The following is a 21,147-nucleotide window of genomic DNA, read 5'->3' as shown; positions in this document are numbered from 1 at the left end:
TTCCAGGTAATGGGTTTAGCGCCAGCTCTCTTTCACAGCCTTGCGCCGCCCGCCCAGCACCACCCAGCCAACCACCAGCAACAGGCTCTCGACCAGGAACGCCAGCACAAAGCCCGCGCCGATGCCCCAGCCAATGGCCTCGGGCACCAGCAGAATCTGGTAGCTGTAACCCTTGAGCGTCTCTTCGCGCAGCGCAGGTTCCGGCTGCACCAGCACATGCCAGGTGCGGCTCACCCACGACCCTTGCAGCGCTTGCCATTCGTGTTCGAGCAGTTGGTTGCGGATCAGCAGGCTGTCGATGCTGTTGGCATCGCTGTTGAAAACCGGGTCATCGCTGCTGCGGTAATGGCGCACCAGCGCCTGCAGGTCGCCGCCGAAGAAGCGCTGGGCCGTCTGCCGGAAGCCATCCAGGGCCTGGCGCGATTCAAGCAGGTGCGCCTCGACCCGCTGGCTGTAGTCGTTGACCAGCCCAGGCACCTGAATACCGGCCAGCAGGCCGAAGGTGAACAACAGCAACCGCAGGTAACTTCTGAACATTCAGCGTCCTTGGCTTTGCCCGTGGGCGGTGCACTCGCCGTGCCGCCACAGAGCCCATTGACCCGGCTCGTAGCGGTTCCAGGTCTCGTTTTCGGTCAAGGCCTCGGTGGCGATCACCGTGACCACGTCGTTGGGGGTGGTTTGCGTGTGAAAATCGACGATCAGGTCGACATCTTTCAAGCGTGCAGCGCCAAACGGGGCGCGCCGGGTAATGTGCACAAGTTTTGTCGAGCAGAAGCAGAACAGCCAGTCACCGTCGCTGAGCAGGCAGTTGAATACGCCTTTGCTGCGGTACTCGCTGCAGGCCTCGACCAGCACCGGTAGCAACTGCTCGATTTCAACAGGCTCCGGAAAGGCCTCGCGGATACGGTTGAGCAGGTCGCAGAATGCCGCTTCGCTGTCGGTGTCGCCCACCGGCCGGTAGAACGTGCGCAGGCCACTGAAGTCGCCGAGCTGGCCGTTGTGCGCAAAGCACCAGTTGCGGCCCCACAGTTCGCGCACGAACGGGTGGGTGTTGGACAGGCACACGCGGCCGACGTTGGCCTGGCGGATATGGCCAATGACGACTTCGCTTTTGATCGGGTAGCGCTGCACCAGGTTGGCCACCTCCGACTCGCTGCTGGCAGCCGGGTCCTGGAACAGGCGCAGGCCGCGCCCTTCGTAGAAGCCGATGCCCCAGCCGTCTCGGTGCGGCCCGGTGCGGCCGCCGCGCTGCATCAGGCCGGTGAAGCTGAAGACGATATCGGTGGGGACGTTGGCACTCATGCCCAGCAGTTCGCACATGCTCGCAGCTCCTGGCCTACAGACGGGGTTCGACGCGGCCCTGGCCAGCGCCGATGGGGCGCGCTGGGGCGGCGGGTGGGTCCTGGCGGTAACGGTCATGGCTATCGGCTGCCACCTCGACCACCACTTCGTCGTCTTCCTTGGCCTGGCGCTGGGCAGCGGCCTCACGCTGGGCACGGCGCTCGCGGGCGCGCCTTTCAAGTGGCCAGCGGATCAGCACGAAGACAATGTACAACGCGAAGGCGAACATGCCGTACATGGCCAGGTCAGACGCTGCGCGCAGGGCGTTGTTGCCGACTTTGAAGGCGACATCCAGCACGGTGATGGCAATGGCCGGGGCGAAGCTGTCCTTGACCGGGTCGACGATGGTCGGGGTCAGCAGCAGCACGGCGACGATCACCCGCAGCGGCTCGCGCAGCCAGCGCCACATCCAGCCGGTGAACTTGAAAGCCACCAGCAGGCAGCCCAGGGCGGCAACGGCGTAAACGCCCCAGGCCAACAGATAGTCGTGTTCGGTCATGGTGTGGGTGCAAGCCAGGTAAAGAGACGCCTATGATAAACACTTTTACCGCCACAGGCGCCCCCATCCCCATTCACGGGCTGTGCCGGCCTTAGACAAGAGACCCAGAATGCAGATCACGCCCCCCGTCGCTCGCAAGGATCAGGCCGCCGACCCCTATGGCTGGCTGCAACAGCGCGACACTCCCGAAGTGCTGGCCTACCTCGAGCAGGAAAACGCCTATCAGCAAGCGTGCCTGGCCGAACAGGCCGAGCTGCGCGAGCAACTGTTCGAAGAAATCAAAGGCCGCATCCTCGAAACCGACCTGTCCCTGCCCTCGCCGTGGGGGCCGTACCTGTACTACACCCGCACCACCGCCGGTGACGAGTACCCGCGCCACTATCGCTGCCCGCGCCCGGCTGACGACAGCAACACCGTGGACCCGGCCGGCGAAGAGCTGCTTCTCGACCCTAATGAATTGGCCGATGGGGGTTTTCTCTCGCTCGGCGCGTTCAGCATCAGCCCCGACCACCGCCTGCTGGCCTATAGCCTGGACAGCAGCGGTGATGAAATCTACACGCTGTACGTCAAGGACCTGGCCAGCGGCGCGCTGACCACCCTGCCCTTCGACGACTGCGACGGCAGCATGACCTGGGCCAACGACAGCCAGACGCTGTTCTTCGCCGAACTTGACGATACCCACCGCCCGTGGCGCCTGCGCCGGCACACCCTGGGCGCAGCCGATGCCGCCACGGTGTTCGAAGAGCCCGACGGGCGCTTCTTCCTGCACTGCTACCGCACCAGCTCCGAGCGCCAACTGGTGCTGCTGCTCAACAGCAAGACCACCAGCGAAGCCTGGGTGCTGGACGCCAGCACCCCACACGCCGCCTTCACCTGCCTGGCGCCGCGCAGCGAAGGCCACGAATACTTCCCCGACCACGGCCAGCTTGACGGCCAGTGGCGCTGGTTCATCCGCAGCAACCAGCACGGCATCAACTTTGCCTTGTTCCACGCCGACGCAGACGCCGTACCGGCCCGTGACGACTGGCAGGTGCTGGTGCCACACCGCGACGCCGTGATGCTTGAAGGCCTGAGCCTGAACGCCTCGGCGCTGTCGCTGAGTCTGCGCGAGGGCGGCTTGCCGATCATCGAGGTGCACCCGCAGGGCCTGGCGGCCTACCGCGTTGAGCTGCCGGATGCGGCCTACAGCCTGTACGTGCAGGACAGCCTGGAATTTGCCAGCCCACGCATTCGCCTGCGCTACGAGGCGCTCAACCGCCCCGCCCAGGTGCGCCAGCTGGACCTCGCGAGCGGCGCCCAGCAAGTGCTCAAGCAGACCCCGGTGCTGGGCGCGTTCGACGCCGACGACTATGTCAGCGAACGGCTCTGGGCGCAGGCCCAGGATGGCACGCAGGTGCCTATCAGCCTGGTGCGCCGCCGCGCCGACCAAGGCAAGTGCGTGCCGCTGTACCTGTATGGCTACGGTGCCTACGGCGAGAGCCTCGACCCGTGGTTTTCCCACGCCCGGCTGAGCTTGCTGGAGCGCGGCGTGGCCTTTGCCATCGCCCACGTGCGCGGCGGCGGTGAGCTGGGCGAAGCCTGGTACCGCGCCGGCAAACAGGAACACAAGCACAACAGTTTCGGCGACTTCATTGCCTGCGCCGAGCACCTGATCGGTATCGGTGTAACCGGTTCCGAACGCCTTGCCATCAGTGGTGGTAGTGCCGGTGGCTTGTTGATGGGCGCGGTGCTGAACCTGCGCCCGGAGCTGTTCCGCTGCGCCATCGCCGAGGTGCCGTTCGTCGATGTGCTGAACACCATGCTCGACCCGGAGCTGCCGCTGACCGTCACCGAATACGACGAGTGGGGCAACCCCGAGGAGCCCGAGGTCTATGCGCGCATCAAGGCCTACGCCCCGTACGAGAACGTCAAGGCGCAGCCCTACCCAGCCATGCTGGTGATCGCCGGCTACAACGACAGCCGCGTGCAGTACTGGGAGGCGGCCAAGTGGGTAGCGCGCCTGCGCACGCTGAAAACCGACCACAACCTGCTGCTGCTCAAGACCGAGATGGGCGCCGGCCACGGCGGCATGAGCGGGCGCTACCAAGGGCTGCGGGATGTGGCGCTGGAGTACGCTTTCGTGCTGAATGAACTGAGCGTTGTGTAAAACACGGTTTTTGCTGTCATAGGGTTTGCGGCACTGCGACGACGCGTGCCGCTTGACCTTGGCGACAGACATCAAGAAGAACAACCTATGCCTGAGCAGTCCCACCTGAACGCCGAAATCCGCGACATGCTGATGGATTGCGGCCTGTTCGACACCCTCCAGCCCGGCGACTTCCAGACTGCCGCCGGCTACTTCAGCCTGAGCACCATCGCGCAAGATCAGACCATCTTCAGCGAAGGCGATGCCGGCACCTTCATGTGCATCCTGCACCGCGGCGTGGTGTCGGTGCGCAAGACCGATGGCCACGGCGCGCTGGCGGAGATCGCCACGCTACGCAATGGCCGGGCCTTCGGCGAGATGGCTGTACTCGACGGCGAGCGGCGTTCGGCCACCTGCGTTGCCGCCAGCGAATGCCAGCTGCTGACCCTGGGCAAGGACTCGCTGGACAAAATGCTCAACGATGCCCCGCGTATCGCCGCACGGATTATCCGCGCCTTGGCGGTAACGCTGTCGCGACGCCTGCGCATGCAGGACGGCCAGCGCCTGGCTTAATCGTCTTTGGCCGGCGGTTTGGCTGGCGCTGGCTGCAGCCCAGGCAAGGGTTGGTCTTTGGGTGGCCCGGGCTGAGGGATGGGCGGCAGCAACGGCGCGCCGGGCTGGCCAGCTGCGGCCTTGGGCGGGTTAGTTGGGGTGATCTGCGGGTATGGCGTAGGCGTTGCGGTACCTGGCGCACCCGGTGGCGGGGTCAGCGGCCCGGCAGCCAGTAGAACAAGCAGCATCGCAGGTAACATCTGCCATCTCCTGATCAATGAACATCGCCTGGGCGATTCTGTTTTGTACAACCCTGTCATGGCCTCATCGCAGGCTCGCGCCAGCTCCCACAGGAATCTGAGCCAGACGTCAGTCTCGCGGCTCACGCGGTCACTGTGGGAGCTGGCGCCAGCCTGCGATGAGGCCGGAACAGGCCATACATAAAGGTGCCCGCAAAACTTGTCTTGTACAGGCTATGCCGAATCCGACGTTTTTGCCTGTCCGTCTCCGCCGCTGGCGCGCTAGACTCAACGCCATAACCGTCATCCGCCTGAAATAAAATAAAGGTCACACCATGAGCTCCACCTCCTCTGCCACTGCCCGCCTCGACCGCATTCTTGCCGACGCCAAGCGCGACAAGGAAATGGGCTACCGCGACAAGGCGCTGAAGATGTACCCGCACGTCTGTGGCCGTTGCGCCCGTGAGTTTGCCGGCAAGCGCCTGTCGGAGCTGACCGTGCACCACCGCGACCACAACCACGACAACAACCCGCAGGACGGCTCCAACTGGGAGCTATTGTGCCTGTACTGCCACGATAACGAGCATTCGCGCTACACCGACCAGCAGTACTTTGGCGAAGGTTCGCTGAGCACGCCGAAGACCGCCGTGGCCACCCACAACCCCTTTGCAGGGCTGGGCGCGTTGCTGAAGAAGGACTGACGGTCGCCGCCAGGGTCGGCAAGCCCGTATAATCGCGCTCTTTTTTGCGAAGGGCCCCGACTCGTGGCGAACAAACGGTATAGCTGCATCGGCCTGTTCAACCCCAAATCCGCTGAAAACGTCGGCTCCGTCATGCGCGCCGCGGGCTGCTATGGGGTCAATTCGGTGTTCTACACCGGCAAGCGCTATGAGCGCGCCCGTGACTTCGTCACCGACACCAAGCGGGTGCACTACGATATCCCGCTGATCGGCATCGACGATTTGCAGCGCATCATTCCGCTTGGCTGCACACCGGTTGCGGTCGAACTTGTGGACGGCGCCCGGCCGTTGCCTGAGTACACCCACCCGGACCGCGCCCTCTACATCTTCGGGCCTGAAGATGGCTCGCTGAGTGAAGAAGTGCGGGCCTGGTGCGAAGAAACCATCTATATCCCGACCCAAGGCTGCATGAACCTCGCCGCGACAGTGAATGTGGTGTTGTACGACCGTCTGGCCAAGGGGCTCAATACTCGCTCGGGGCCGAAATTCAAGTAACCGGGGCACCGCCTGGCAGCGATATTGAACGCCTGTTGCGCGCTATGGGTCAGCTGCATAACCCAAGCAAACAGGAGACCTTGCGATGCTCGATATCCATACCCCACACGCCACTGCAGAACATAACGTACAGGGCATTGAACGCCTAGGTTCGCTGGCCGGCGGCGCGTTGATGATCAGCAAAGGCCTGCGCCACGGCGGGCTGATCGGCATGCTGCAGGTAGCCGCCGGTGGCCTGGCACTGGCCCGCGGCGTCAGTGGGCACTGCTCGACCAAAGCCTGGTGGCTGCGCCACCGCGCCGAGTACAACCATCTGCGCGGCGAGATCGACCGCGGTGCGCGCGAGCTCAAGGCGCTGAAGGACAGTGCCGAGGCTGCGGTGCGAGAGGTGACGGTGACAGGCAAGGACCCGCTGGTGGGTTGATGCCGAGGGCCCGCTCGCACGCAGCGTGGGAGCGGGCTTGCGCGAAAACTTTCAGGGTTGTGCGTAAGCCTGCACCGGCCTCATCGCAGGCTATCGCCAGCTCCCACAGGAATCCAGGCCAGAACTTGGTCTTGTGCCTGAGGGCGGTCCTTGTGGGAGCTGGCGATAGCCTGCGATGAGGCCGGTACAGGATGGCGTAACCTGTGCCCCTCAGGGTCAGCGCGCCTAGCGCAGCACTTTGCTTTGCAGCACCTCGGACTCGCGGCCCAGCACATTTTCGCTGATCTGCACGAACTCTTCGCTACTCACGCTGGACAGGCGCATCAGCGCCCGGGCCACATCGTCCAGCGAGCGCTTGTCGTGGGTGTGCAGGCGGATTTCACGGTCCAGTGCCTGCAACAGCAACACACCGCGGGCTATCTGCCCAGCATCCGCCTTACTGCCCTGCAAACTGGCAACCTTCGCCGCCCGCTTGTGCAAACGCGCCTGCAACGCGGCGTAGCGGTCATCGCTCATACCGCCTGCCCGGCGCAGCAATTCGACGGCGTAGTAATCGGTAAAGCTCTCGCCCAGCCAATCGCTGCCCTCGCGGTCGTTGATCTGCGCAAACAGCTGCACCACCTCGCGCAACAGCGGGCTGCCGCCGCGTTCGTTGATCAGCGGGCCGGCGCTGTACAGGTACAGCGAATTATTGCCGGCCAGCGCGCCGCGCCACATCTCGTCGCGGGCACCGACCACCAGCAACTTGGCCGGGTTACGCGGGAACACCGCTTGCAGCTGCGGCCAGATGAAGGTCAACAACGTCAGCGTGTCCATGCGCCGCATGCCCTGCCCTTGCGGCGCGGCGACGGTGACTTCGGTGTCGCCCAGGCGCGCGCGGCGGCTGCCCAGGTTGCCGGCCACTATCCAGCCGGTGGGGCGGTCGAACAGGCGCGATACATCGTCGATACGAAACTTCTGCCGGCCAATGCGCGTCCAGGCCGTTTCGACGCCCTTCCAGCCCTTGGGCAGGTCAAACGTGAGGCGGGCCACAAGCTCGGTGCCATCCTGCTGGTCCAGGCGCGCAGGCGGGACCAGTTGCTCGCCGCGCAGCAGCGCCCAATGCGCGGTAATGCGCGTTTCATGGCCCGCGCCCTGGGGCTGCTGGTCGAGCAGCACGCGGTAGCTCAGGCTGGTCTTGCCCGCTGCCGGGCGCCAGATGCCGCGACCGTTCTGCGCCTGCCACTGGCGGTCGGCGAGAAAATCGCTGTAGGCGCCAGCCGTGCCCAGGTCAAAGTCCAGGCTGCGCACGGCACTGCCTTCGGCAAGCGTCAGGCGCACTTCGGCCTGGCGGCTATCGGGCAGCAGACGCACCTGGTAATCGAGGTCGACCTTCTTTGCCAGCGCCTGGCCACTTGCCAATAGCGCGACAACCAACAACAGCGGGCGACGCATACAAAACACTCCTTGTACCGCAGGGGCTACGACGTTCAGCCAGCGCGGAAAATCAGGTGATCTTCCCAGTCGTCTTCGTCGACATCGTTTTCGCTGAGCATGCGCCCAGACCGGGAAATACGTTGCTCATGCACCTGCTCGCGATCACCGCTTTGCAAGTGATGCCAGGCCGGCAGGTCCTTGCCCTCGCTGACCAGGCGATAGCCGCAGGTAGGCGGCAACCACTTGAACTGGTCGGCCTTGCCCGGGGTGAGCTGGACGCAGTCCGGCACGTGTTCGAAGCGGTTGGGGTAGTCGCTGCATTGGCAGGTCTGCAGGTCGAGCAGCTTGCAGGCGATGTTGGTGTAGTAGACGCTGTTGTCGTCTTCGTCCTCGAGCTTTTGCAGGCAGCACAGGCCGCAGCCGTCGCAGAGTGATTCCCACTCGCGGCTGTCGAGTTCATCGAGGGTCTTGCGCCGCCAGAAGGGCGCGGTATCGGCGATCATCACACGGTTTCCTGCATTTGACGTGAATCCGCGGCGCGCGGCGGCGCCAGTCTAGAGGCAGTCAGGCAGCAAAGCCAGACCGCTTGTCAGCGCTGGCCGCAGGCAGTAGCGTGCAAGGTTTCCCGACCTGTGCCAGGAGCCTGCATGAGCGCCAACCCACGCATTGCCGATTACGCCATCAACGAGCAATTCATCAATCGCTGGTCGCCGCGCGCCTTCAGTGCCGAGCCGATCAGCCAGGAAACCCTGCTGAGCTTTCTGGAGGCTGCACGTTGGGCGCCGTCAGCCTATAACTCGCAGCCATGGCGCTTTTTGTATGCCCGCCGCGACACGCCAAGCTGGGAGCGCTACCTGGCGATCCTCAATGAATTCAACCGCAGCTGGGCGCAACATGCATCGGCCTTGGTACTGGTGATTTCCAAGACCACCTTTGCCGCACCTGGCTCGACCGAAGAAAAACCGGCGCCGTCGCATACCTTCGATACCGGCTCTGCCTGGGGGCACATGGCGTTGCAGGCCAGCATCAGCGGCTGGCACACCCACGGCATGGCAGGCTTCGACCAGGCGCTGGCGCGCAGCGAGCTGAAAATCCCGGCTGGGTATGAGCTGCATGCCATGATCGCCATTGGCAAGCTGGGCGACAAAGCGACCTTGGCCGAAGGCCTGCAAGCCCGCGAAGTACCCAGCCCGCGCCGGCCGCTGAGCGAACTTGCTGCTGAGGGTGAGTTCAGCCTGTAAGCAGCCCTCGCCTGCGCACTTCACGCGGTCGTGTAGGAGCGGCCTTGTGCCGCGAAAGGGGTGCGAAGCAGCCCTGGCGATTTTGCGTGAGGCCGAGATATCGGGGCCGCTGCGCGGCCCTTTCGCGGCACAAGGCCGCTCCTACACATTGACCGCGTCGCCTTGATGATGGGTGCGCTCAGTAACCCCGGGCGAAGTCCACTTCGCCGCGCAGCCCCTGCCCCGCCGCATAGCTGCGGGCGTTCTCGATAAACAGCCGCACCATCGCCGCTGGCGAGGTGGGCGCCGAGCTGTGCCCGGTCAGCAGCAAACCCCAGGCCGTCCAGAAGGGATGGCGCTGCGGTAGCGGCTCCTGGCGGCAGACATCGATCACCGCGCCCGCCAGATGCCCCTGCTTGAGCGCCTCGACCAAGTCAGCATCGACCACCGCCACGCCGCGCCCGGCATTGATAAACAACGCCCCCGGCAGGAACCGCTTGAACAGCGCGGCATCGTAAAGGTCATGGGTGGCCGGGGTGTCGGGCAGCAGGTTCAACACATAATCGACCTGCCCGACCAGGCGCGGCAGTTGATCAAGCCCGGCAACTTCGACGAATGGCGCCTGCGCGCGCGGGCTGCTGGCAACGCCATACAGCGTGACCCCGAACGGCAACAGAAACTCGGCAACCCGCTGGCCGATATCGCCCGTGCCGACAATCAGCACCCGCCGCCCCTCCAAGGTACGCCCTGGGCGATCATCCCAGCGCCGCTCTACCTGGCTGACCAGCCGCGACAGCACTTCGCGCTCGTGGGCCAGCATGTAGGTGAGCATGTATTCGGCCATCACCTGGCCAAAAATACCCACCGCGCGGGTCAGTCGGTAATCACGCGCCAGGCCGTCGGCCAAAAGCGGCTTTATGCCCGCCCAGGTCGATTGCACCCAGCGCGGTTTGTGGCCTTGGCGCAGCAGGCTGGCCAGCAGGTCGGGCTGGCCCAGCCATACCGGGCACTCAGGTGCCTGGCGCGAAAGTTCGGCTGAATCGCCGCTGGTCAGGACCTCCAGGTCCGGTGCCGCCTCGCCGAGCAGGCGAGCGTAGAGGGCATGATCCTGTTCTGCGATCAGAACGCGCATGTAGAAAACAACCTTGGCAGACAACGAAAGCGGCCCGCCAGGCGGGCCACCGAGGGGGCGGTAACGCGGCCAGGTCAGACCGGGTCGTTGCGGCGCAGCAGCTCTTCGGGCAAGTGCTCGATGTACTCGTCTTCAGGCGGCGGCATTTGCAGGTGGTAGCCCTGGCTGTCGAGGTTTTCGAGCACCTTGACGATGTCTTCACGGGCCAGCTTGCGCTCGGGGGTCAGCACCAGGTCGAAGGCATGCAGGGGCGTGCCGAAAATGGGCAGCAGCGCTTCAGGCACACGGGCCAGGGCATCGGCCTTGAGCACATACAGGTACATGCCGGCTTTGCGCGGGCTGCGGTAGATCGAGCAGATACGTTTCATGGTTTGTCTCCGGCCAGGTCGTCGAGCAAGGCCTGGCCCATACGCTCACGGCGCCAGCCGCGCAGCGAATCAGGCAATTGATAGGGGCCATCGGGGTAGCCGCTCTTGAGCAGCGCTTCGAGGGTCTTTTTGCGCAGCATCAGCTCCGGGGCAATCTGCAAGCGCTCGCCTTCGGCCTGACCGATGGCGCGCAGGCGCTTGAGCACGCCGGCGGCTTCGATCGGCAGCGGCTCTGGTTGCGCGGGCGGCCATTCGGCGGCAGGCGTTGCGGCGGCGCGCTTGATCAACTGGAGGATGAACTCGCCGTCCTGGCGGATGGTGCGCGGGTGCATCTCGTCGATCTTGGCCAGAGCCGAGAGGTTATCGGGCTGGGTCTTGGCCAGCGGCCACAACGAGTGCTCCTTGAGGATGCGGCTGCGCGGCACATCGCGGCGGCGCGCTTCGCTTTCGCGCCACACGCACAGCTCGCGCAGCACCGCCAACTGCTGGCGCGACAGCTTCCAGGCCAGCTTCACATCGCGGTACAGGGTTTGCGGGTCGACTTCGCGGCGCATGGCGGCGACCAGTTCGGCGCCGTCCTCAAGCACCCAGGCGTATTTGTCGTCGCAAAGGCGCGGGCGCAGGGCGCTGAACAGCTCGGCCAGGTGCACGGCGTCTTCGGCGGCGTAGCTGACCTGGGTGTCCGACAGCGGACGCTGCAGCCAGTCGGAGCGGGTTTCGCCCTTGGGCAGGTCGAGCCCCAGCACCTCTTGCACCAGGCGCGAGTAGCCCATGGAGAAGCCGATGTTGAGGTAGCCTGCGGCCAACTGGGTGTCGAACAGCGGCTGCGGCAGCTTGCCGGTCAGGCGCAGCAGCACTTCGAGGTCTTCGCTGCAGGCGTGCAGCACCTTCACCACGGTGCGGTCTTCGAGCAACGCGGCCAGCGGTTGCCAGTCGCGGATCAGCAGCGGGTCGATGAGAAAGGCATGCTTGCCATCGCCGATCTGTATCAGCCCCGCCTTGGGGTAGAAGGTGTCGACCCGCATGAACTCGGTGTCGAGCGCTACGAAGGGCAGTTCGCGCCAGCTTTGGCAGTGTTCGGCCAGGGTCTGGTCGTCACGGATCCAGTGTATTTCGTTGGCCACGAGGCTCTCCCACTAACATTGGCGCGCAGTATATACGGCGCGGGCCCTGCGGGTGAAACCTCGCGCCATCCATGGTGCCGGGCGGTCGCCCGGGCGGCTGTTCAGCGCTCGGCCGCAAGCCACGGGCGACAGCTGGCGAACATGTCCAGCGACTGCTGGTAAACCCCGGTACGCACCTGCAACAGGCCCAGCATCGAGTGGAACAGGTTGTCCTGGGACAGCGGTGCATCGCGCAACTTGGCCATGCAGGCGGTATCTACGCCAAAGTCCTCGCGGTAGCTGTCGGAGAACCAGGCCAGCAGCGGCACATGCTTTTGCTGGTCCGGGGCAATGGCGTAGGGGGTGCCATGCAGGTACAGGTTGTATTCGCCCAGCGACTCACCATGGTCGGACAGGTAGATCATCGCGGTGTCGACCTTGTCCTGCTTGCTGCGCAGGGTGTCGATCAGCGACGACAGCACGGTGTCGGTGTAGGCCAGGGTGTTGTCGTAGCCATTGACGATTTCCTCACGGCTGCACTGGTTCAACGCGTTGCTGCGGCACACCGGCTGGAACGGCTCGCTGCCGGCCGGGTAGCGCTTGAAGTATTCCGGGCCGTGGCTGCCCATCTGGTGCAGCACCAGCACGGTGTCCTTGTCGAGGTTGTCGATCAGCTCGGCCAGGCCTTGCAGCAGGATCGCGTCATGGCACTCGCCACTGGCGCACAGCGTTGGGTCCTTGAGCTTGCTGACATCGATGAACTGCACGCGGTCGCAGGTGCCTTTGCAGCCAGACTGGTTATCGCGCCATTGCACGGCAAGCCCGGCACGCTGCAGGATGTCGAGCAGCCCCTCACGGTTCTTGGCCACTCGTGCGTCGTAGCCCTTGCGGCCCATGCCGGAGAACATGCACGGCACCGACACTGCCGTTTCAGTGCCGCACGAATGCACATCGGTAAAGCTCAGCAGGCCCTGCTGCCGGGCAAGTTTGGGCGTGGTATCACGAGCGTAGCCAAGCAGGCCGAAGTTCTCGGCGCGGGCGCTCTCGCCCACCACCAGCACGGTCAGCGATTTGCGCTGGTGGTGCTGCCAGGCGGGGTCGCGGTGGGCGTCTTCGGCGTAGGCCTGGAACGGGCGCGCGGCGCTGCCGACCTGCTCGCTGACATAACCAATGGAGGCACCGACAATGTTGCTTGGGGTCAGCATCAGGCGCAGTTCGTGGTGGTTGCGCAGCAGCGACGACAGCCCTTGATAGTTGACCAGCGCCACCGAACCCAGCGCGGCCACGCAGGCACCGCCCACCACCAGCTTGCCGAGCACCTCGCGGTGCCAGGGGCGGTAGGCAATGCGCACCTTCCAGACCAGCAACGAGGGCAGCACACCGAGCAGCACGATATACAGCACACACTTGATAGACAACAGGTCGCGTACTTCGGCAACATTGGTTTCCGCGACATTACGAAACATACCAGCGTCAATAAGTACGCCATATTGGTTCATGAAATACGCGACGCCCGCACCGCTCATGAACAATATAACCAGCACCGGTTTCAATACATAACGAAAGGCCAATAACGTCAGCACCAGGTTGAACGCGAAAAACATCAGCACGGCAAACGCAAGACCTAGCCACAGCCCCACCATACCGGGCGGCAGGATGCTCTTCAGGTGGCTCCACAGAAAGGTGTTAAGGCCAATCAACAGGTACAGGCTGGCCAACAGCGTGACCCATTCAGTCCGCAGGGGTTTGACGTTAGGCATGGCATTCGCATTCAAAGTACGGAATCGGCCAGCGGCCCGGACGGGTACGCTGGAAAGTGGGCGAACTTTAGAAAGCGTAGCATCAATTTTTTGTGAAAAACTTGGTAACACTTAGTCGCGAAGGCCAGTTTTATTTATTAAACGGTTTTCATTCAGCAACCGTTCAGTCAGGCCCACCCCGGGCAAAGCCTCCCAAGCTACCCTAAAGGCGGCTATCCTCAAGGCTCAGGCCCTTTCGCCAACCCCAGACAGAGGTGAAGAAATGCCAGTTCCGCACGATTTGCTCGCAGACCTGCACATTACCGCCGAGGACTTCCAGGCTTTGATCGACAAGGACCAGGCCCTGCACAAGCTGCACAAGGACTACAACGCCAAGGACAAGGAAGTGATGGTGGCCGAAGGCAAAGGCAGCAATGATGAGCGGGTCACCCAGCTGCGCAAGGAGCGGCTGCTGCTCAAGGACAAGATCGAGCGGGCCATTCACCCCGCCAAAACCTGACTCCCGCAAGGCCCTGCCGGCGCATTGCACCCGCAGGGCCGTTTCAACACTACGTCAATCGAACCTGAACAGCGCTCGCGCAGTGTCTACCAACAGCGCCCGCCGCAGTTCGGCTGAACAGCCCAGCGCATCGAATTGCTCGACCGCCGTGGTGAAACTCACCGCCTGCTCATGCTGTGTGTGCGGCCAGTCGCTGCCCCACATCAGGCGCTCAGCCCCGTAATGCGCCTCCAGCGCAGCCAGCGCCTGGCGAGCGAAGTGCAGGTTTTCCTGCGGCGTGCCTTCAAGCCGATAGACGCCTGACACCTTCACCCACACCTTGCCCTCCCCGCCCAGCGTCAACAGCTCGGCAAAGCCCGGCTGGCCGAGGCCGCGACGGGCGTCGGGGCGGCCAAAATGGTCGATGACGATATCCAGCCCGAACGGCCGCAATGCCCGTACCAGCGCCGGCAGGTCCTGGACCTCGCGGTGCAGCTCCAGGTGCCAGCCTTGCTCACCGATGCGCTCCAGCAGCGTCTGCCACTGGGCATCGGCAAAATCAGGCAGTGCCTGGCCCATCAGGTTCAGACGCACACCACGCACGCCCTGGCCCGCCATCTGCTCGAGGGGCTCGCGCTGGACGCCCCGCTCCAGCATTACCACGCCGCGCAGTTGCCCAGGCGCAGCGCGCAGGGCGCTGAGCAGGTAGCCGTTGTCGGTGCCGAGAAAACTCGGCTGGACCAACACGCCATGGCTGAAGCCGTGGCCGTGCAACTGGGCGAGGTAATCGCCCAGCGGCGCATCGTAGGCCGGCGCGTAGCGGCGCTCGGCGGCAAGGCTCAGCCCGCGGCTGAACACGTGGGCATGGCTGTCGATAGCAGAAAACGGTGAAACGGGAACGTCAGGCATGGTGCTCATCGAAAAGTGCAAGTGAGGTTACTTGGCCTGCGCATCCGCCATGGCGGGTGCAGGCGTGGTTTCAAGGCTGCGGCCACGGGTTTCCGGCAGGCACAGGGCGGCGATCACGGCCACGCCATAGGCGATACCGGCATCGATGCCGATGGCAGCGCCTAGCGACATCGACTCGCTCATATGCCCGACCAGGAACGGGAATACCGCCGACAGCACGCGGCCGAAGTTGTAGCAGAAGCCCACCCCGGCGCCGCGCACATCCGCCGGGTACAGTTCGTTGAAGAACGCCCCGAGGCTTGCCGGAATACCGGCGGCGAAAAAGCCCAGCGGGAAGCCCAGGAACAGCATCTGGGTGTTGCTCAACGGGAAGAACACATAGGCCTGCACCGTCAGCACGCAGCACACCGCAAACAGCAGGATGTTCTTGCGCCGGCCAATCCGGTCGATCAGCATGCCGCTGACCACGCAGCCGCACCAGAAAGCGAAGATGATCACCGCCAGGTAGCCGCCCGAGTTGAGCACCGACAAGTTGCGCTCGGTCTTGAGGAAGGTCGGCAGCCAGGTCATCACCGCATGGTAGCCACCATGTGCGCCCAGGCCCAGCAGGCCGCCGAGCAAGGTGACGCGCAGTAGTTCAGGGCGGAATATCCCGGCCATGGACTTGGCGAAACTGACCGGTACCACGTTGGCCTTCTGCATGCGCTGGAAGCTGTCCGGCTCAGGCACGTTGCGGCGCACCCAGATGATCAACAGCGACGGCAGCAGGCCGACGAAGAACATCACCCGCCAAGCGAACTCCTGCGGCACCAGCGAGTAGATCAGCGTGAACAGCGCCACCGCCAGGCCCCAGCCCACCGCCCAGGCGCTCTGCACCGTGCCCATGACCTTGCCGCGGTATTTCGGGTTGATGGTTTCGGCCATCAGCACCGCGCCCGCCGCCCACTCACCACCAATACCAAAACCTTGCATGGCCTTGACGAACAACAGCGGGTAGAAGCCGGTGACGAATGCCGAGAGGAAGGTAAAGGTGGAGAACCACAGGATCATCCATTGCAGCGTGCGCACCCGGCCGTAGCGGTCGGACAACGTGCCGCCAAGCCAGCCGCCGATTGCCGAGGTCACAAGGGTGACGCCGCTGATCAGCCCGGCATCGCCTTTGCTCAACGAAAACGCGGCAATCAACGCCGGAATGGCCAGGCCGAACATCTGCACTTCCAGTGCATCCAGCGACCAGCCGCCGAAACAGGCCCAGAACGTCTTGCGCTCCCGTGAAGTGATCTGACGATACCAACTGAACATGATTTTTATCCTTTTTGGTGTGTTGTGTAACGGCCGGGCACACGAACGCTCGCCGCGCGCGGGTCGGGCAGGCAGAACCACGGCGCCGTGCAGACACGGCGCCGAACGTCATCGGGTTACGGCGTTGCGGTCAGCGAATGTCGATGCGGTAGCGGAAGTGCTGCGCATGGCCGCGCGAACGCCGCCACTCAAGCGGCTTGCCGGCGTAATCGCGGGCCAGCCGCTCGATCACCACCACCGGGCTTGCCGCCGGCACTTGCAGCAGTCGCCCGTGCACCTCATCCACCGCTTCTGCGGTCAGGGTTTCTTCGGCCGAGGCAACCACTTGGCCGCACAGCTCTTCATAGATGGGGTAAAGCAGCGGGCCCTTGCGGTCCAGGTCGACCTCAAGCAGCGGCTGGAAGGTCTGGCGCGCCAGCCAGATGTCTTCGGCCAGCACCGGCTCGGCGCCGAGCAGACGTACCCGCACGATATGAATGACCGGCGCCCCGACCGCCAACCCCAAGGCCTCGGCCACCGCCGACGGCGCGGGCACCGGCTCTATGGACAGGATGCGGCTCTGCGGCACGGCACGTTCGCCATTGGCCGCCTCGAAGCGGAAAAAGCGGAATAGCGAGGACTGGAACTGCGGGCGGCGAATGAACGTACCGCGCCCCTGCTGGCGCTCCAGCACACCCTCGGCCACCAGGGCATCGACGGCCTTGCGCACGGTGCCCACCGAGAGGTCGAACTCGGTTGCCAGCGCAGCCTCGGTGGGGATCGCCTCACCCGGGCGCCAGCGGTTGTTGGCGATCTGCTCGACCAGGTGGTCGCGCAGTTGTTGGTAACGGGGCAGGCGCGCATCGGCAGACAGGGCGTTCATGGGCGGCTCTCGATATTGTTATATAGACATATATATGAATTTTTCGAGAGTATTGTCCCTGCCTTTGAGGGTGTCAATGCCTAATGCACGTCGGGTAAAGCAGATGGGACCGCTTGGCGGCCCATTGCGGTGATCACAGCAGCATCCATTTCATTCCACAGGCTCGTACGGCAAGCCCACATAGTTTTCCGCGATGGATGTGCGCCCGGCCTCGGTACTTACGAAATACTCAAGCTCGGCCTGCTGCATGCGCTGGGTGAAGGCGTCGGTCCCTGGGAATTGATGCAGGATCGAGGTCATCCACCAGGAAAAGCGCTCAGCTTTCCAGACGCGTCGCAGGCAGATCTGCGAGTACTGCTCAAGCAAGTCCTGGCGGCCTTCGCGGTAGTACTTGAGCAGGATCCGGTAGAGCGTGCTGACGTCGCTTGCGGCCAGGTTCAGCCCTTTGGCGCCGGTCGGCGGGACGATATGCGCGGCATCGCCAACCAGGAACAGGTGGCCATACTGCATGGGTTCAACGACGAAGCTGCGCAGCGGGGCGATGCTCTTTTCGATGGAAGGGCCGGTGATCAACTTGGCCGCAATCGGCTCTGGCAGGCGGCTCTTCAGCTCGTCCCAGAAACGCTGGTCGGACCAGTCCTCGACCTTTTCGTCACTGGCCACCTGCACGTAGTAGCGGGTGCGTGTTGGCGAGCGCATGCTGCACAAGGCGAAGCCGCGTTCATGGCTTGCGTAGATCAGTTCTTCATTGACCGGCGGGGTATCGGCCAGCACGCCCAGCCAGCCGAACGGATAGACCCGTTCGAACTCCTTGAGCACGCCGTCCGGGATCGATTTGCGCGATACGCCGTGATAGCCGTCGCAGCCTGCGATGAGGTCGCAGTCAAGGCGCACCGGGGTGCCGTCCTGAACAAAGGTGACGTAAGGTTTTTCGCCCTTGAGTTCGTGCAACTGGACGTCGCTGGCATCGTAATAGGTGGGTGCGCCGCTAGCCCGGCGGGCCTGCATCAGGTCGCGGGTGACCTCGGTCTGACCGTAGATCATCACCGTCTTGCCGCCAGTCAATTCACGCAGGTTGATATGTTCCACGCGGTCATTGAAAGCCAGTTCGAAACCATCGTGGACCAACCCTTCACGGTCCATGCGCTCGCCGACACCGGCTTCGCGCAGCAGGTCGACCATGCCTTGTTCGAGCACACCGGCGCGGATCCGGCCAAGCACATAATCAGGGCTTTGACGTTCGATGATGACCGTGTCGATACCGGCATTGTGCAGCAGTTGACCCAGCAGAAGCCCAGACGGACCTGCACCGATGATGGCAATTTGAGTTTTCATTGTTTTTATCCTCATGAGCCGCAAGGCTCTGGGTTACGATTTGTCGTTCTGTATTTTTCGCAGATAAAGGTTCCATAAGAAGGCACTTTCTGCTTTATTTTTAGGACTTTTCGAGGATCGACAGATAACAACATGGCAACGGCGAATGGCATACCGGTTTTCAAACTCTACGGGGAGACGTCGTGGCCGACGCCAGACCTCATTCACTGCGAATCGATCCCGGAACGCAGCCGCCTGCATGACTGGGAAATCAAGACTCACCGCCATGGCGATCTCGCCCAGTTGCTCTACGTACAAGCCGGAAAGGCTCGGGTACTGGTCGAAGATGTCGAGCAGCAAGTGAGCGGCGGCGCGTTGCAGGTCGTGCCGGTAATGAGCATCCATGGTTTTCGTTTTTCCGAAGATATCCAGGGCTACGTGATCAGCCTGGCCAAGCCGGTCATCGACCGCTTTGCGCCGCTACTCGAAGGCAAGCCTATGGCACAGGCCGAGTGCTATTGGGCCGGCGATGACCGGGCCTACCTTGACCAGCTGTTTGCCCAGTTGACCGACGAATATGCCCTGCGCCGCCCAGAACGCGACCTGCTGCTGCAATCGCTGCTTTGCGCGCTGCTGGTATGGATCTCGCGACGCGCTCGCGAACGCGCCCAGCACATCGCCAAACCCCGGGAACGCGGTATGCAGCACCTCGATAACCTGGCGCAGTTGATAGAAAAGCACTTCAGGGAACACCAGCAGATCGAGCACTACGCGCAGCAGATCGGCGTCAGTACCGCCCACCTCAATGCCTTGTGTCGGCAACTTACCGGGCAGTCAGCGCTGCAGTTGGTCAACCAGCGGGTAATCCTTGAGGCCAAGCGCAACCTGGTCTACACCTCCATGACCATCGGCCAGGTAGCCGACAGCCTGGGGTTTGCCGAGCAGGCGTATTTTTCGCGTTTCTTCAAGCGCGCCACGGGGCTGACACCCAAGGAGTTCCGGCTGCAGCGCCGCGAAGCCTAGCGCCTTGTAGGAGCGGCCTTGTGTCGCGAAAGGGGTGCGAAGCGCCCCTAGGATTTGTGCACCACGCAGATATCCCTGGGGCTGCTGCGCAGCCCTTTCGCGACACAAGGCCGCTCCTACAAAGGCTGCGTGCAGCCGCTGCGGCGGCCAAACAATGGTTCGGTAATCGCCCATATACCGCCCTGCCCCCCTCGGCGCCCCATCCGGGTTAAGTCAGACTATCGACAAGCTCGCAATCAACCTCAGTCGCCGGTCGCCTCAATACCAACAACACCCACCGGGCGACCTCTCTCTGAACTCACCGGGAGTCCCGCTTTGATCGATAAAACGCATGCGTCCATCGCCAGTGCCGTGGCCGATATCACCGACGGATCAACCCTTCTGGTCGGTGGCTTCGGCACCGCTGGCATGCCGTCCGAACTCATCGATGGGCTGATTGCCCTCGGCCCACGTGACCTGACCATCATCAGCAACAACGCCGGCAATGGCGACACCGGGCTTGCCGCGTTGCTCAAGGCCGGTTGCGTGCGCAAGGTCATCTGCTCGTTCCCGCGCCAGTCCGATTCCTACGTCTTCGACGCCCTCTACCGGGCCGGCAAGATCGAGCTGGAGGTGGTGCCGCAAGGCAACCTGGCCGAACGCATTCGCGCTGCCGGCTCCGGCATCGGCGCGTTCTTCTCGCCGACCGGCTACGGCACCTTGCTGGCCGAGGGCAAGGAAACCCGTGAGATCGATGGCCGCCAGTACGTGCTGGAAATGCCGCTGCACGCCGACTTTGCTTTGATCAAGGCGCACAAGGGCGACCGCTGGGGCAACCTGACCTACCGCAAGGCTGCGCGCAACTTCGGGCCGATCATGGCCATGGCCGCCAAGACCGCCATCGTCCAGGTTGACCAGATCGTCGAGCTGGGCGAACTGGACCCGGAACATATCATCACACCGGGTATTTTCGTCCAGCGCGTGGTTGCCGTCTCCAGCGCCGCCGCTCCAATCGCCAACGCTTCCTGAGGCCTGCCATGACCATCACCCAAAAGCTCTCCCGTACTGAAATGGCCCAGCGCGTGGCTGCGGACATCCAGGAAGGCGCCTACGTGAACCTGGGCATCGGCGCACCGACGCTGGTTGCCAACTACCTGGGCGACAAGGAAGTGTTCCTGCACAGCGAAAACGGCCTGCTGGGCATGGGGCCAAGCCCGGCACCCGGCGAGGAAGATGACGACCTGATCAATGCCGGCAAACAGCACGTGACCCTGCTGACCGGCGGTGCCTATTTCCACCATGCCGACTCGTTCTCGATGATGCGTGGCGGCCACCTGGATATCGCCGTACTGGGGGCGTTCCAGGTTTCGGTCAAGGGCGACCTGGCCAACTGGCACACCGGCGCAGAAGGCTCGATCCCGGCCGTGGGCGGCGCGATGGACCTGGCCACCGGCGCCCGCCAGGTGTTCGTGATGATGGACCACCTGACCAAGACCGGCGAAAGCAAGCTGGTGCCCGAGTGCACCTACCCGCTGACCGGTATTGGCTGCGTCAGCCGCATCTACACCGACCTTGCCGTACTGGACGTGACGCCTGACGGCCTGAAGGTCGTGGAAATCTGCGCAGACCTGTCGTTCCAGGCCTTGCAAGAGCTCAGTGGTGTGCCGCTGATCGAGTGATCCTGCGCGTCACCTGCGCTTGGGCGGTGCAAGCCTGTACCGGCCTCATCGCAGGCTGGCGCCAGCTCCCACAGAGGCCATGCCCAACCGCAACATTGCTGGTTGAACCCAATCCTATGGGAAATGATAGACAGTTGTGGCGAGCGGGCTTGTCCCGCGTTGGGCTGCGCAGCAGCCCTGAAAACCC

The 21,147-nt window shown here is 63.7% G+C and carries 24 protein-coding genes; 10 read left to right on the top strand and 14 right to left on the bottom strand.

Annotated features, from left to right (window positions below; genetic code table 11):
• Positions 1–15: 15 nt before the first annotated feature.
• Genes HU720_RS16825 through HU720_RS16815 form a run of 3 tightly spaced genes read right to left on the bottom strand, consistent with a single transcriptional unit; the run spans position 16 to position 1,840 of the window.
• The gene (locus HU720_RS16825; RefSeq protein WP_186521071.1) at positions 16–537 is read right to left on the bottom strand and encodes a DUF2937 family protein; all 522 of its coding nucleotides are present in this window, start codon (positions 535–537) and stop codon (positions 16–18) included.
• Positions 538–1,320 carry a class II glutamine amidotransferase gene (locus tag HU720_RS16820; RefSeq protein WP_186521070.1) on the bottom strand — a complete coding sequence of 261 codons (783 nt, stop codon included), beginning with the start codon at positions 1,318–1,320 and terminating at the stop codon, positions 538–540.
• A gap of 16 nt (positions 1,321–1,336) precedes the next feature.
• On the bottom strand, positions 1,337–1,840 hold the full coding sequence (locus tag HU720_RS16815) for an MFS transporter (protein ID WP_186521069.1): 504 nt from the start codon (positions 1,838–1,840) through the stop codon (positions 1,337–1,339).
• A 109-nt stretch (positions 1,841–1,949) separates the two neighbouring features.
• Between HU720_RS16815 and HU720_RS16810 the strand changes: the two genes are divergently transcribed.
• Entirely contained in the window at positions 1,950–3,986 is a 2,037-nt protein-coding gene (locus HU720_RS16810) for a S9 family peptidase (RefSeq protein WP_186521068.1), read from the top strand.
• An 87-nt stretch (positions 3,987–4,073) separates the two neighbouring features.
• A complete protein-coding gene (locus HU720_RS16805; protein WP_186521067.1) occupies positions 4,074–4,538 on the top strand; it encodes a cyclic nucleotide-binding domain-containing protein in 465 nt (154 codons plus the stop codon).
• Here HU720_RS16805 and HU720_RS16800 read toward each other — a convergent pair.
• A complete protein-coding gene (locus HU720_RS16800) occupies positions 4,535–4,777 on the bottom strand; it encodes a hypothetical protein (RefSeq protein WP_186521066.1) in 243 nt (80 codons plus the stop codon). The two genes, HU720_RS16805 and HU720_RS16800, sit on opposite strands and share 4 nt — an antisense overlap.
• 314 nt (positions 4,778–5,091) lie before the next feature.
• Here HU720_RS16800 and HU720_RS16795 point away from each other — a divergent pair, with 314 nt between their 5' ends.
• From HU720_RS16795 to HU720_RS16785, 3 genes are all read left to right on the top strand, one after another.
• On the top strand, positions 5,092–5,457 hold the full coding sequence (locus HU720_RS16795; protein WP_186521065.1) for a YajD family HNH nuclease: 366 nt from the start codon (positions 5,092–5,094) through the stop codon (positions 5,455–5,457).
• 63 nt (positions 5,458–5,520) lie between these two features.
• On the top strand, positions 5,521–5,991 hold the full coding sequence (locus HU720_RS16790) for an RNA methyltransferase (protein ID WP_186521064.1): 471 nt from the start codon (positions 5,521–5,523) through the stop codon (positions 5,989–5,991).
• A gap of 85 nt (positions 5,992–6,076) precedes the next feature.
• Positions 6,077–6,415 carry a DUF2892 domain-containing protein gene (locus HU720_RS16785; protein ID WP_186521063.1) on the top strand — a complete coding sequence of 113 codons (339 nt, stop codon included), beginning with the start codon at positions 6,077–6,079 and terminating at the stop codon, positions 6,413–6,415.
• 225 nt (positions 6,416–6,640) lie between these two features.
• On the opposite strand, the gene HU720_RS16780 is transcribed toward HU720_RS16785, so the two are convergent.
• On the bottom strand, positions 6,641–7,849 hold the full coding sequence (locus HU720_RS16780; RefSeq protein WP_186521062.1) for a hypothetical protein: 1,209 nt from the start codon (positions 7,847–7,849) through the stop codon (positions 6,641–6,643).
• 35 nt (positions 7,850–7,884) lie between these two features.
• Positions 7,885–8,334 (bottom strand): YcgN family cysteine cluster protein, encoded by a 450-nt coding sequence (locus HU720_RS16775; protein WP_186521061.1) that lies wholly within the window; start codon positions 8,332–8,334, stop codon positions 7,885–7,887.
• Positions 8,335–8,478: 144 nt separating this feature from the next.
• Between HU720_RS16775 and HU720_RS16770 the strand changes: the two genes are divergently transcribed.
• Positions 8,479–9,072: a nitroreductase family protein gene (locus HU720_RS16770; RefSeq protein WP_186521060.1), complete on the top strand. Its 594-nt coding sequence runs from the start codon at positions 8,479–8,481 to the stop codon at positions 9,070–9,072.
• Between the two features lie 178 nt (positions 9,073–9,250).
• On the opposite strand, the gene HU720_RS16765 is transcribed toward HU720_RS16770, so the two are convergent.
• The 4 genes from HU720_RS16765 to HU720_RS16750 form a co-directional block, all read right to left on the bottom strand.
• A complete protein-coding gene (locus HU720_RS16765) occupies positions 9,251–10,183 on the bottom strand; it encodes a D-2-hydroxyacid dehydrogenase (protein ID WP_186521059.1) in 933 nt (310 codons plus the stop codon).
• Between the two features lie 74 nt (positions 10,184–10,257).
• On the bottom strand, positions 10,258–10,551 hold the full coding sequence (locus HU720_RS16760) for a YcgL domain-containing protein (RefSeq protein ID WP_186521058.1): 294 nt from the start codon (positions 10,549–10,551) through the stop codon (positions 10,258–10,260).
• Positions 10,548–11,675 (bottom strand): ribonuclease D, encoded by a 1,128-nt coding sequence (gene rnd / locus HU720_RS16755; RefSeq protein ID WP_186521057.1) that lies wholly within the window; start codon positions 11,673–11,675, stop codon positions 10,548–10,550. The genes HU720_RS16760 and rnd overlap by 4 nt, the downstream gene beginning before the upstream one ends.
• Positions 11,676–11,776: 101 nt before the next feature.
• A complete protein-coding gene (locus HU720_RS16750; RefSeq protein ID WP_186521056.1) occupies positions 11,777–13,414 on the bottom strand; it encodes a phosphoethanolamine--lipid A transferase in 1,638 nt (545 codons plus the stop codon).
• A 262-nt stretch (positions 13,415–13,676) separates the two neighbouring features.
• Between HU720_RS16750 and HU720_RS16745 the strand changes: the two genes are divergently transcribed.
• Positions 13,677–13,913, top strand: a complete 237-nt coding sequence (locus HU720_RS16745) for a YdcH family protein (protein WP_186521055.1) — start codon at positions 13,677–13,679, stop codon at positions 13,911–13,913.
• A 54-nt stretch (positions 13,914–13,967) separates the two neighbouring features.
• On the opposite strand, the gene HU720_RS16740 is transcribed toward HU720_RS16745, so the two are convergent.
• From HU720_RS16740 to pobA, 4 genes are all read right to left on the bottom strand, one after another.
• Positions 13,968–14,810, bottom strand: a complete 843-nt coding sequence (locus tag HU720_RS16740; protein WP_186521054.1) for an amidohydrolase family protein — start codon at positions 14,808–14,810, stop codon at positions 13,968–13,970.
• Positions 14,811–14,828: 18 nt separating this feature from the next.
• Positions 14,829–16,103 carry an MFS transporter gene (locus HU720_RS16735; protein WP_186521053.1) on the bottom strand — a complete coding sequence of 425 codons (1,275 nt, stop codon included), beginning with the start codon at positions 16,101–16,103 and terminating at the stop codon, positions 14,829–14,831.
• 130 nt (positions 16,104–16,233) lie between these two features.
• Positions 16,234–16,965, bottom strand: a complete 732-nt coding sequence (locus HU720_RS16730) for a GntR family transcriptional regulator (RefSeq protein ID WP_186521052.1) — start codon at positions 16,963–16,965, stop codon at positions 16,234–16,236.
• A gap of 150 nt (positions 16,966–17,115) precedes the next feature.
• Positions 17,116–18,300, bottom strand: a complete 1,185-nt coding sequence (pobA, locus tag HU720_RS16725) for a 4-hydroxybenzoate 3-monooxygenase (RefSeq protein WP_186521051.1) — start codon at positions 18,298–18,300, stop codon at positions 17,116–17,118.
• Between the two features lie 132 nt (positions 18,301–18,432).
• Here pobA and HU720_RS16720 point away from each other — a divergent pair, with 132 nt between their 5' ends.
• The 3 genes from HU720_RS16720 to HU720_RS16710 all read left to right on the top strand — a co-directional run bounded on the left by HU720_RS16720 (position 18,433) and on the right by HU720_RS16710 (position 20,960).
• The gene (locus tag HU720_RS16720) at positions 18,433–19,302 is read left to right on the top strand and encodes a helix-turn-helix domain-containing protein (RefSeq protein WP_186521050.1); all 870 of its coding nucleotides are present in this window, start codon (positions 18,433–18,435) and stop codon (positions 19,300–19,302) included.
• Positions 19,303–19,617: 315 nt separating this feature from the next.
• Positions 19,618–20,310 (top strand): 3-oxoacid CoA-transferase subunit A, encoded by a 693-nt coding sequence (locus HU720_RS16715; protein WP_186521049.1) that lies wholly within the window; start codon positions 19,618–19,620, stop codon positions 20,308–20,310.
• Between the two features lie 8 nt (positions 20,311–20,318).
• Positions 20,319–20,960, top strand: coding sequence for a 3-oxoacid CoA-transferase subunit B (locus HU720_RS16710; RefSeq protein WP_186521048.1), 642 nt, complete (start codon positions 20,319–20,321; stop codon positions 20,958–20,960).
• Positions 20,961–21,147: the final 187 nt, after the last annotated feature.

Origin of the sequence: Pseudomonas sp. SWRI51 (assembly GCF_014268825.1) — a bacterium.
Taxonomy (GTDB): Bacteria; Pseudomonadota; Gammaproteobacteria; order Pseudomonadales; family Pseudomonadaceae; genus Aquipseudomonas; species Aquipseudomonas farsensis.
This window is presented reverse-complemented; position numbering and strand designations above follow the sequence as displayed.

Bases quoted from the DNA above. Each gene is read 5' to 3' on its own strand.
- HU720_RS16800 (WP_186521066.1), bottom strand. From the start codon at position 4,777: ATGTTACCTGCGATGCTGCTTGTTCTACTGGCTGCCGGGCCGCTGACC.
- HU720_RS16785 (WP_186521063.1), top strand. From the start codon at position 6,077: ATGCTCGATATCCATACCCCACACGCCACTGCAGAACATAACGTACAG.
- HU720_RS16735 (WP_186521053.1), bottom strand. From the start codon at position 16,103: ATGTTCAGTTGGTATCGTCAGATCACTTCACGGGAGCGCAAGACGTTC.
- HU720_RS16770 (WP_186521060.1), top strand. From the start codon at position 8,479: ATGAGCGCCAACCCACGCATTGCCGATTACGCCATCAACGAGCAATTC.
- HU720_RS16730 (WP_186521052.1), bottom strand. From the start codon at position 16,965: ATGAACGCCCTGTCTGCCGATGCGCGCCTGCCCCGTTACCAACAACTG.
- HU720_RS16795 (WP_186521065.1), top strand. From the start codon at position 5,092: ATGAGCTCCACCTCCTCTGCCACTGCCCGCCTCGACCGCATTCTTGCC.
- HU720_RS16775 (WP_186521061.1), bottom strand. From the start codon at position 8,334: ATGATCGCCGATACCGCGCCCTTCTGGCGGCGCAAGACCCTCGATGAA.
- HU720_RS16765 (WP_186521059.1), bottom strand. From the start codon at position 10,183: ATGCGCGTTCTGATCGCAGAACAGGATCATGCCCTCTACGCTCGCCTG.
- HU720_RS16710 (WP_186521048.1), top strand. From the start codon at position 20,319: ATGACCATCACCCAAAAGCTCTCCCGTACTGAAATGGCCCAGCGCGTG.
- HU720_RS16780 (WP_186521062.1), bottom strand. From the start codon at position 7,849: ATGCGTCGCCCGCTGTTGTTGGTTGTCGCGCTATTGGCAAGTGGCCAG.
- HU720_RS16740 (WP_186521054.1), bottom strand. From the start codon at position 14,810: ATGAGCACCATGCCTGACGTTCCCGTTTCACCGTTTTCTGCTATCGAC.
- HU720_RS16750 (WP_186521056.1), bottom strand. From the start codon at position 13,414: ATGCCTAACGTCAAACCCCTGCGGACTGAATGGGTCACGCTGTTGGCC.
- HU720_RS16820 (WP_186521070.1), bottom strand. From the start codon at position 1,320: ATGTGCGAACTGCTGGGCATGAGTGCCAACGTCCCCACCGATATCGTC.
- pobA (WP_186521051.1), bottom strand. From the start codon at position 18,300: ATGAAAACTCAAATTGCCATCATCGGTGCAGGTCCGTCTGGGCTTCTG.
- HU720_RS16815 (WP_186521069.1), bottom strand. From the start codon at position 1,840: ATGACCGAACACGACTATCTGTTGGCCTGGGGCGTTTACGCCGTTGCC.
- HU720_RS16805 (WP_186521067.1), top strand. From the start codon at position 4,074: ATGCCTGAGCAGTCCCACCTGAACGCCGAAATCCGCGACATGCTGATG.
- HU720_RS16760 (WP_186521058.1), bottom strand. From the start codon at position 10,551: ATGAAACGTATCTGCTCGATCTACCGCAGCCCGCGCAAAGCCGGCATG.
- HU720_RS16720 (WP_186521050.1), top strand. From the start codon at position 18,433: ATGGCAACGGCGAATGGCATACCGGTTTTCAAACTCTACGGGGAGACG.
- HU720_RS16810 (WP_186521068.1), top strand. From the start codon at position 1,950: ATGCAGATCACGCCCCCCGTCGCTCGCAAGGATCAGGCCGCCGACCCC.
- HU720_RS16745 (WP_186521055.1), top strand. From the start codon at position 13,677: ATGCCAGTTCCGCACGATTTGCTCGCAGACCTGCACATTACCGCCGAG.
- HU720_RS16825 (WP_186521071.1), bottom strand. From the start codon at position 537: ATGTTCAGAAGTTACCTGCGGTTGCTGTTGTTCACCTTCGGCCTGCTG.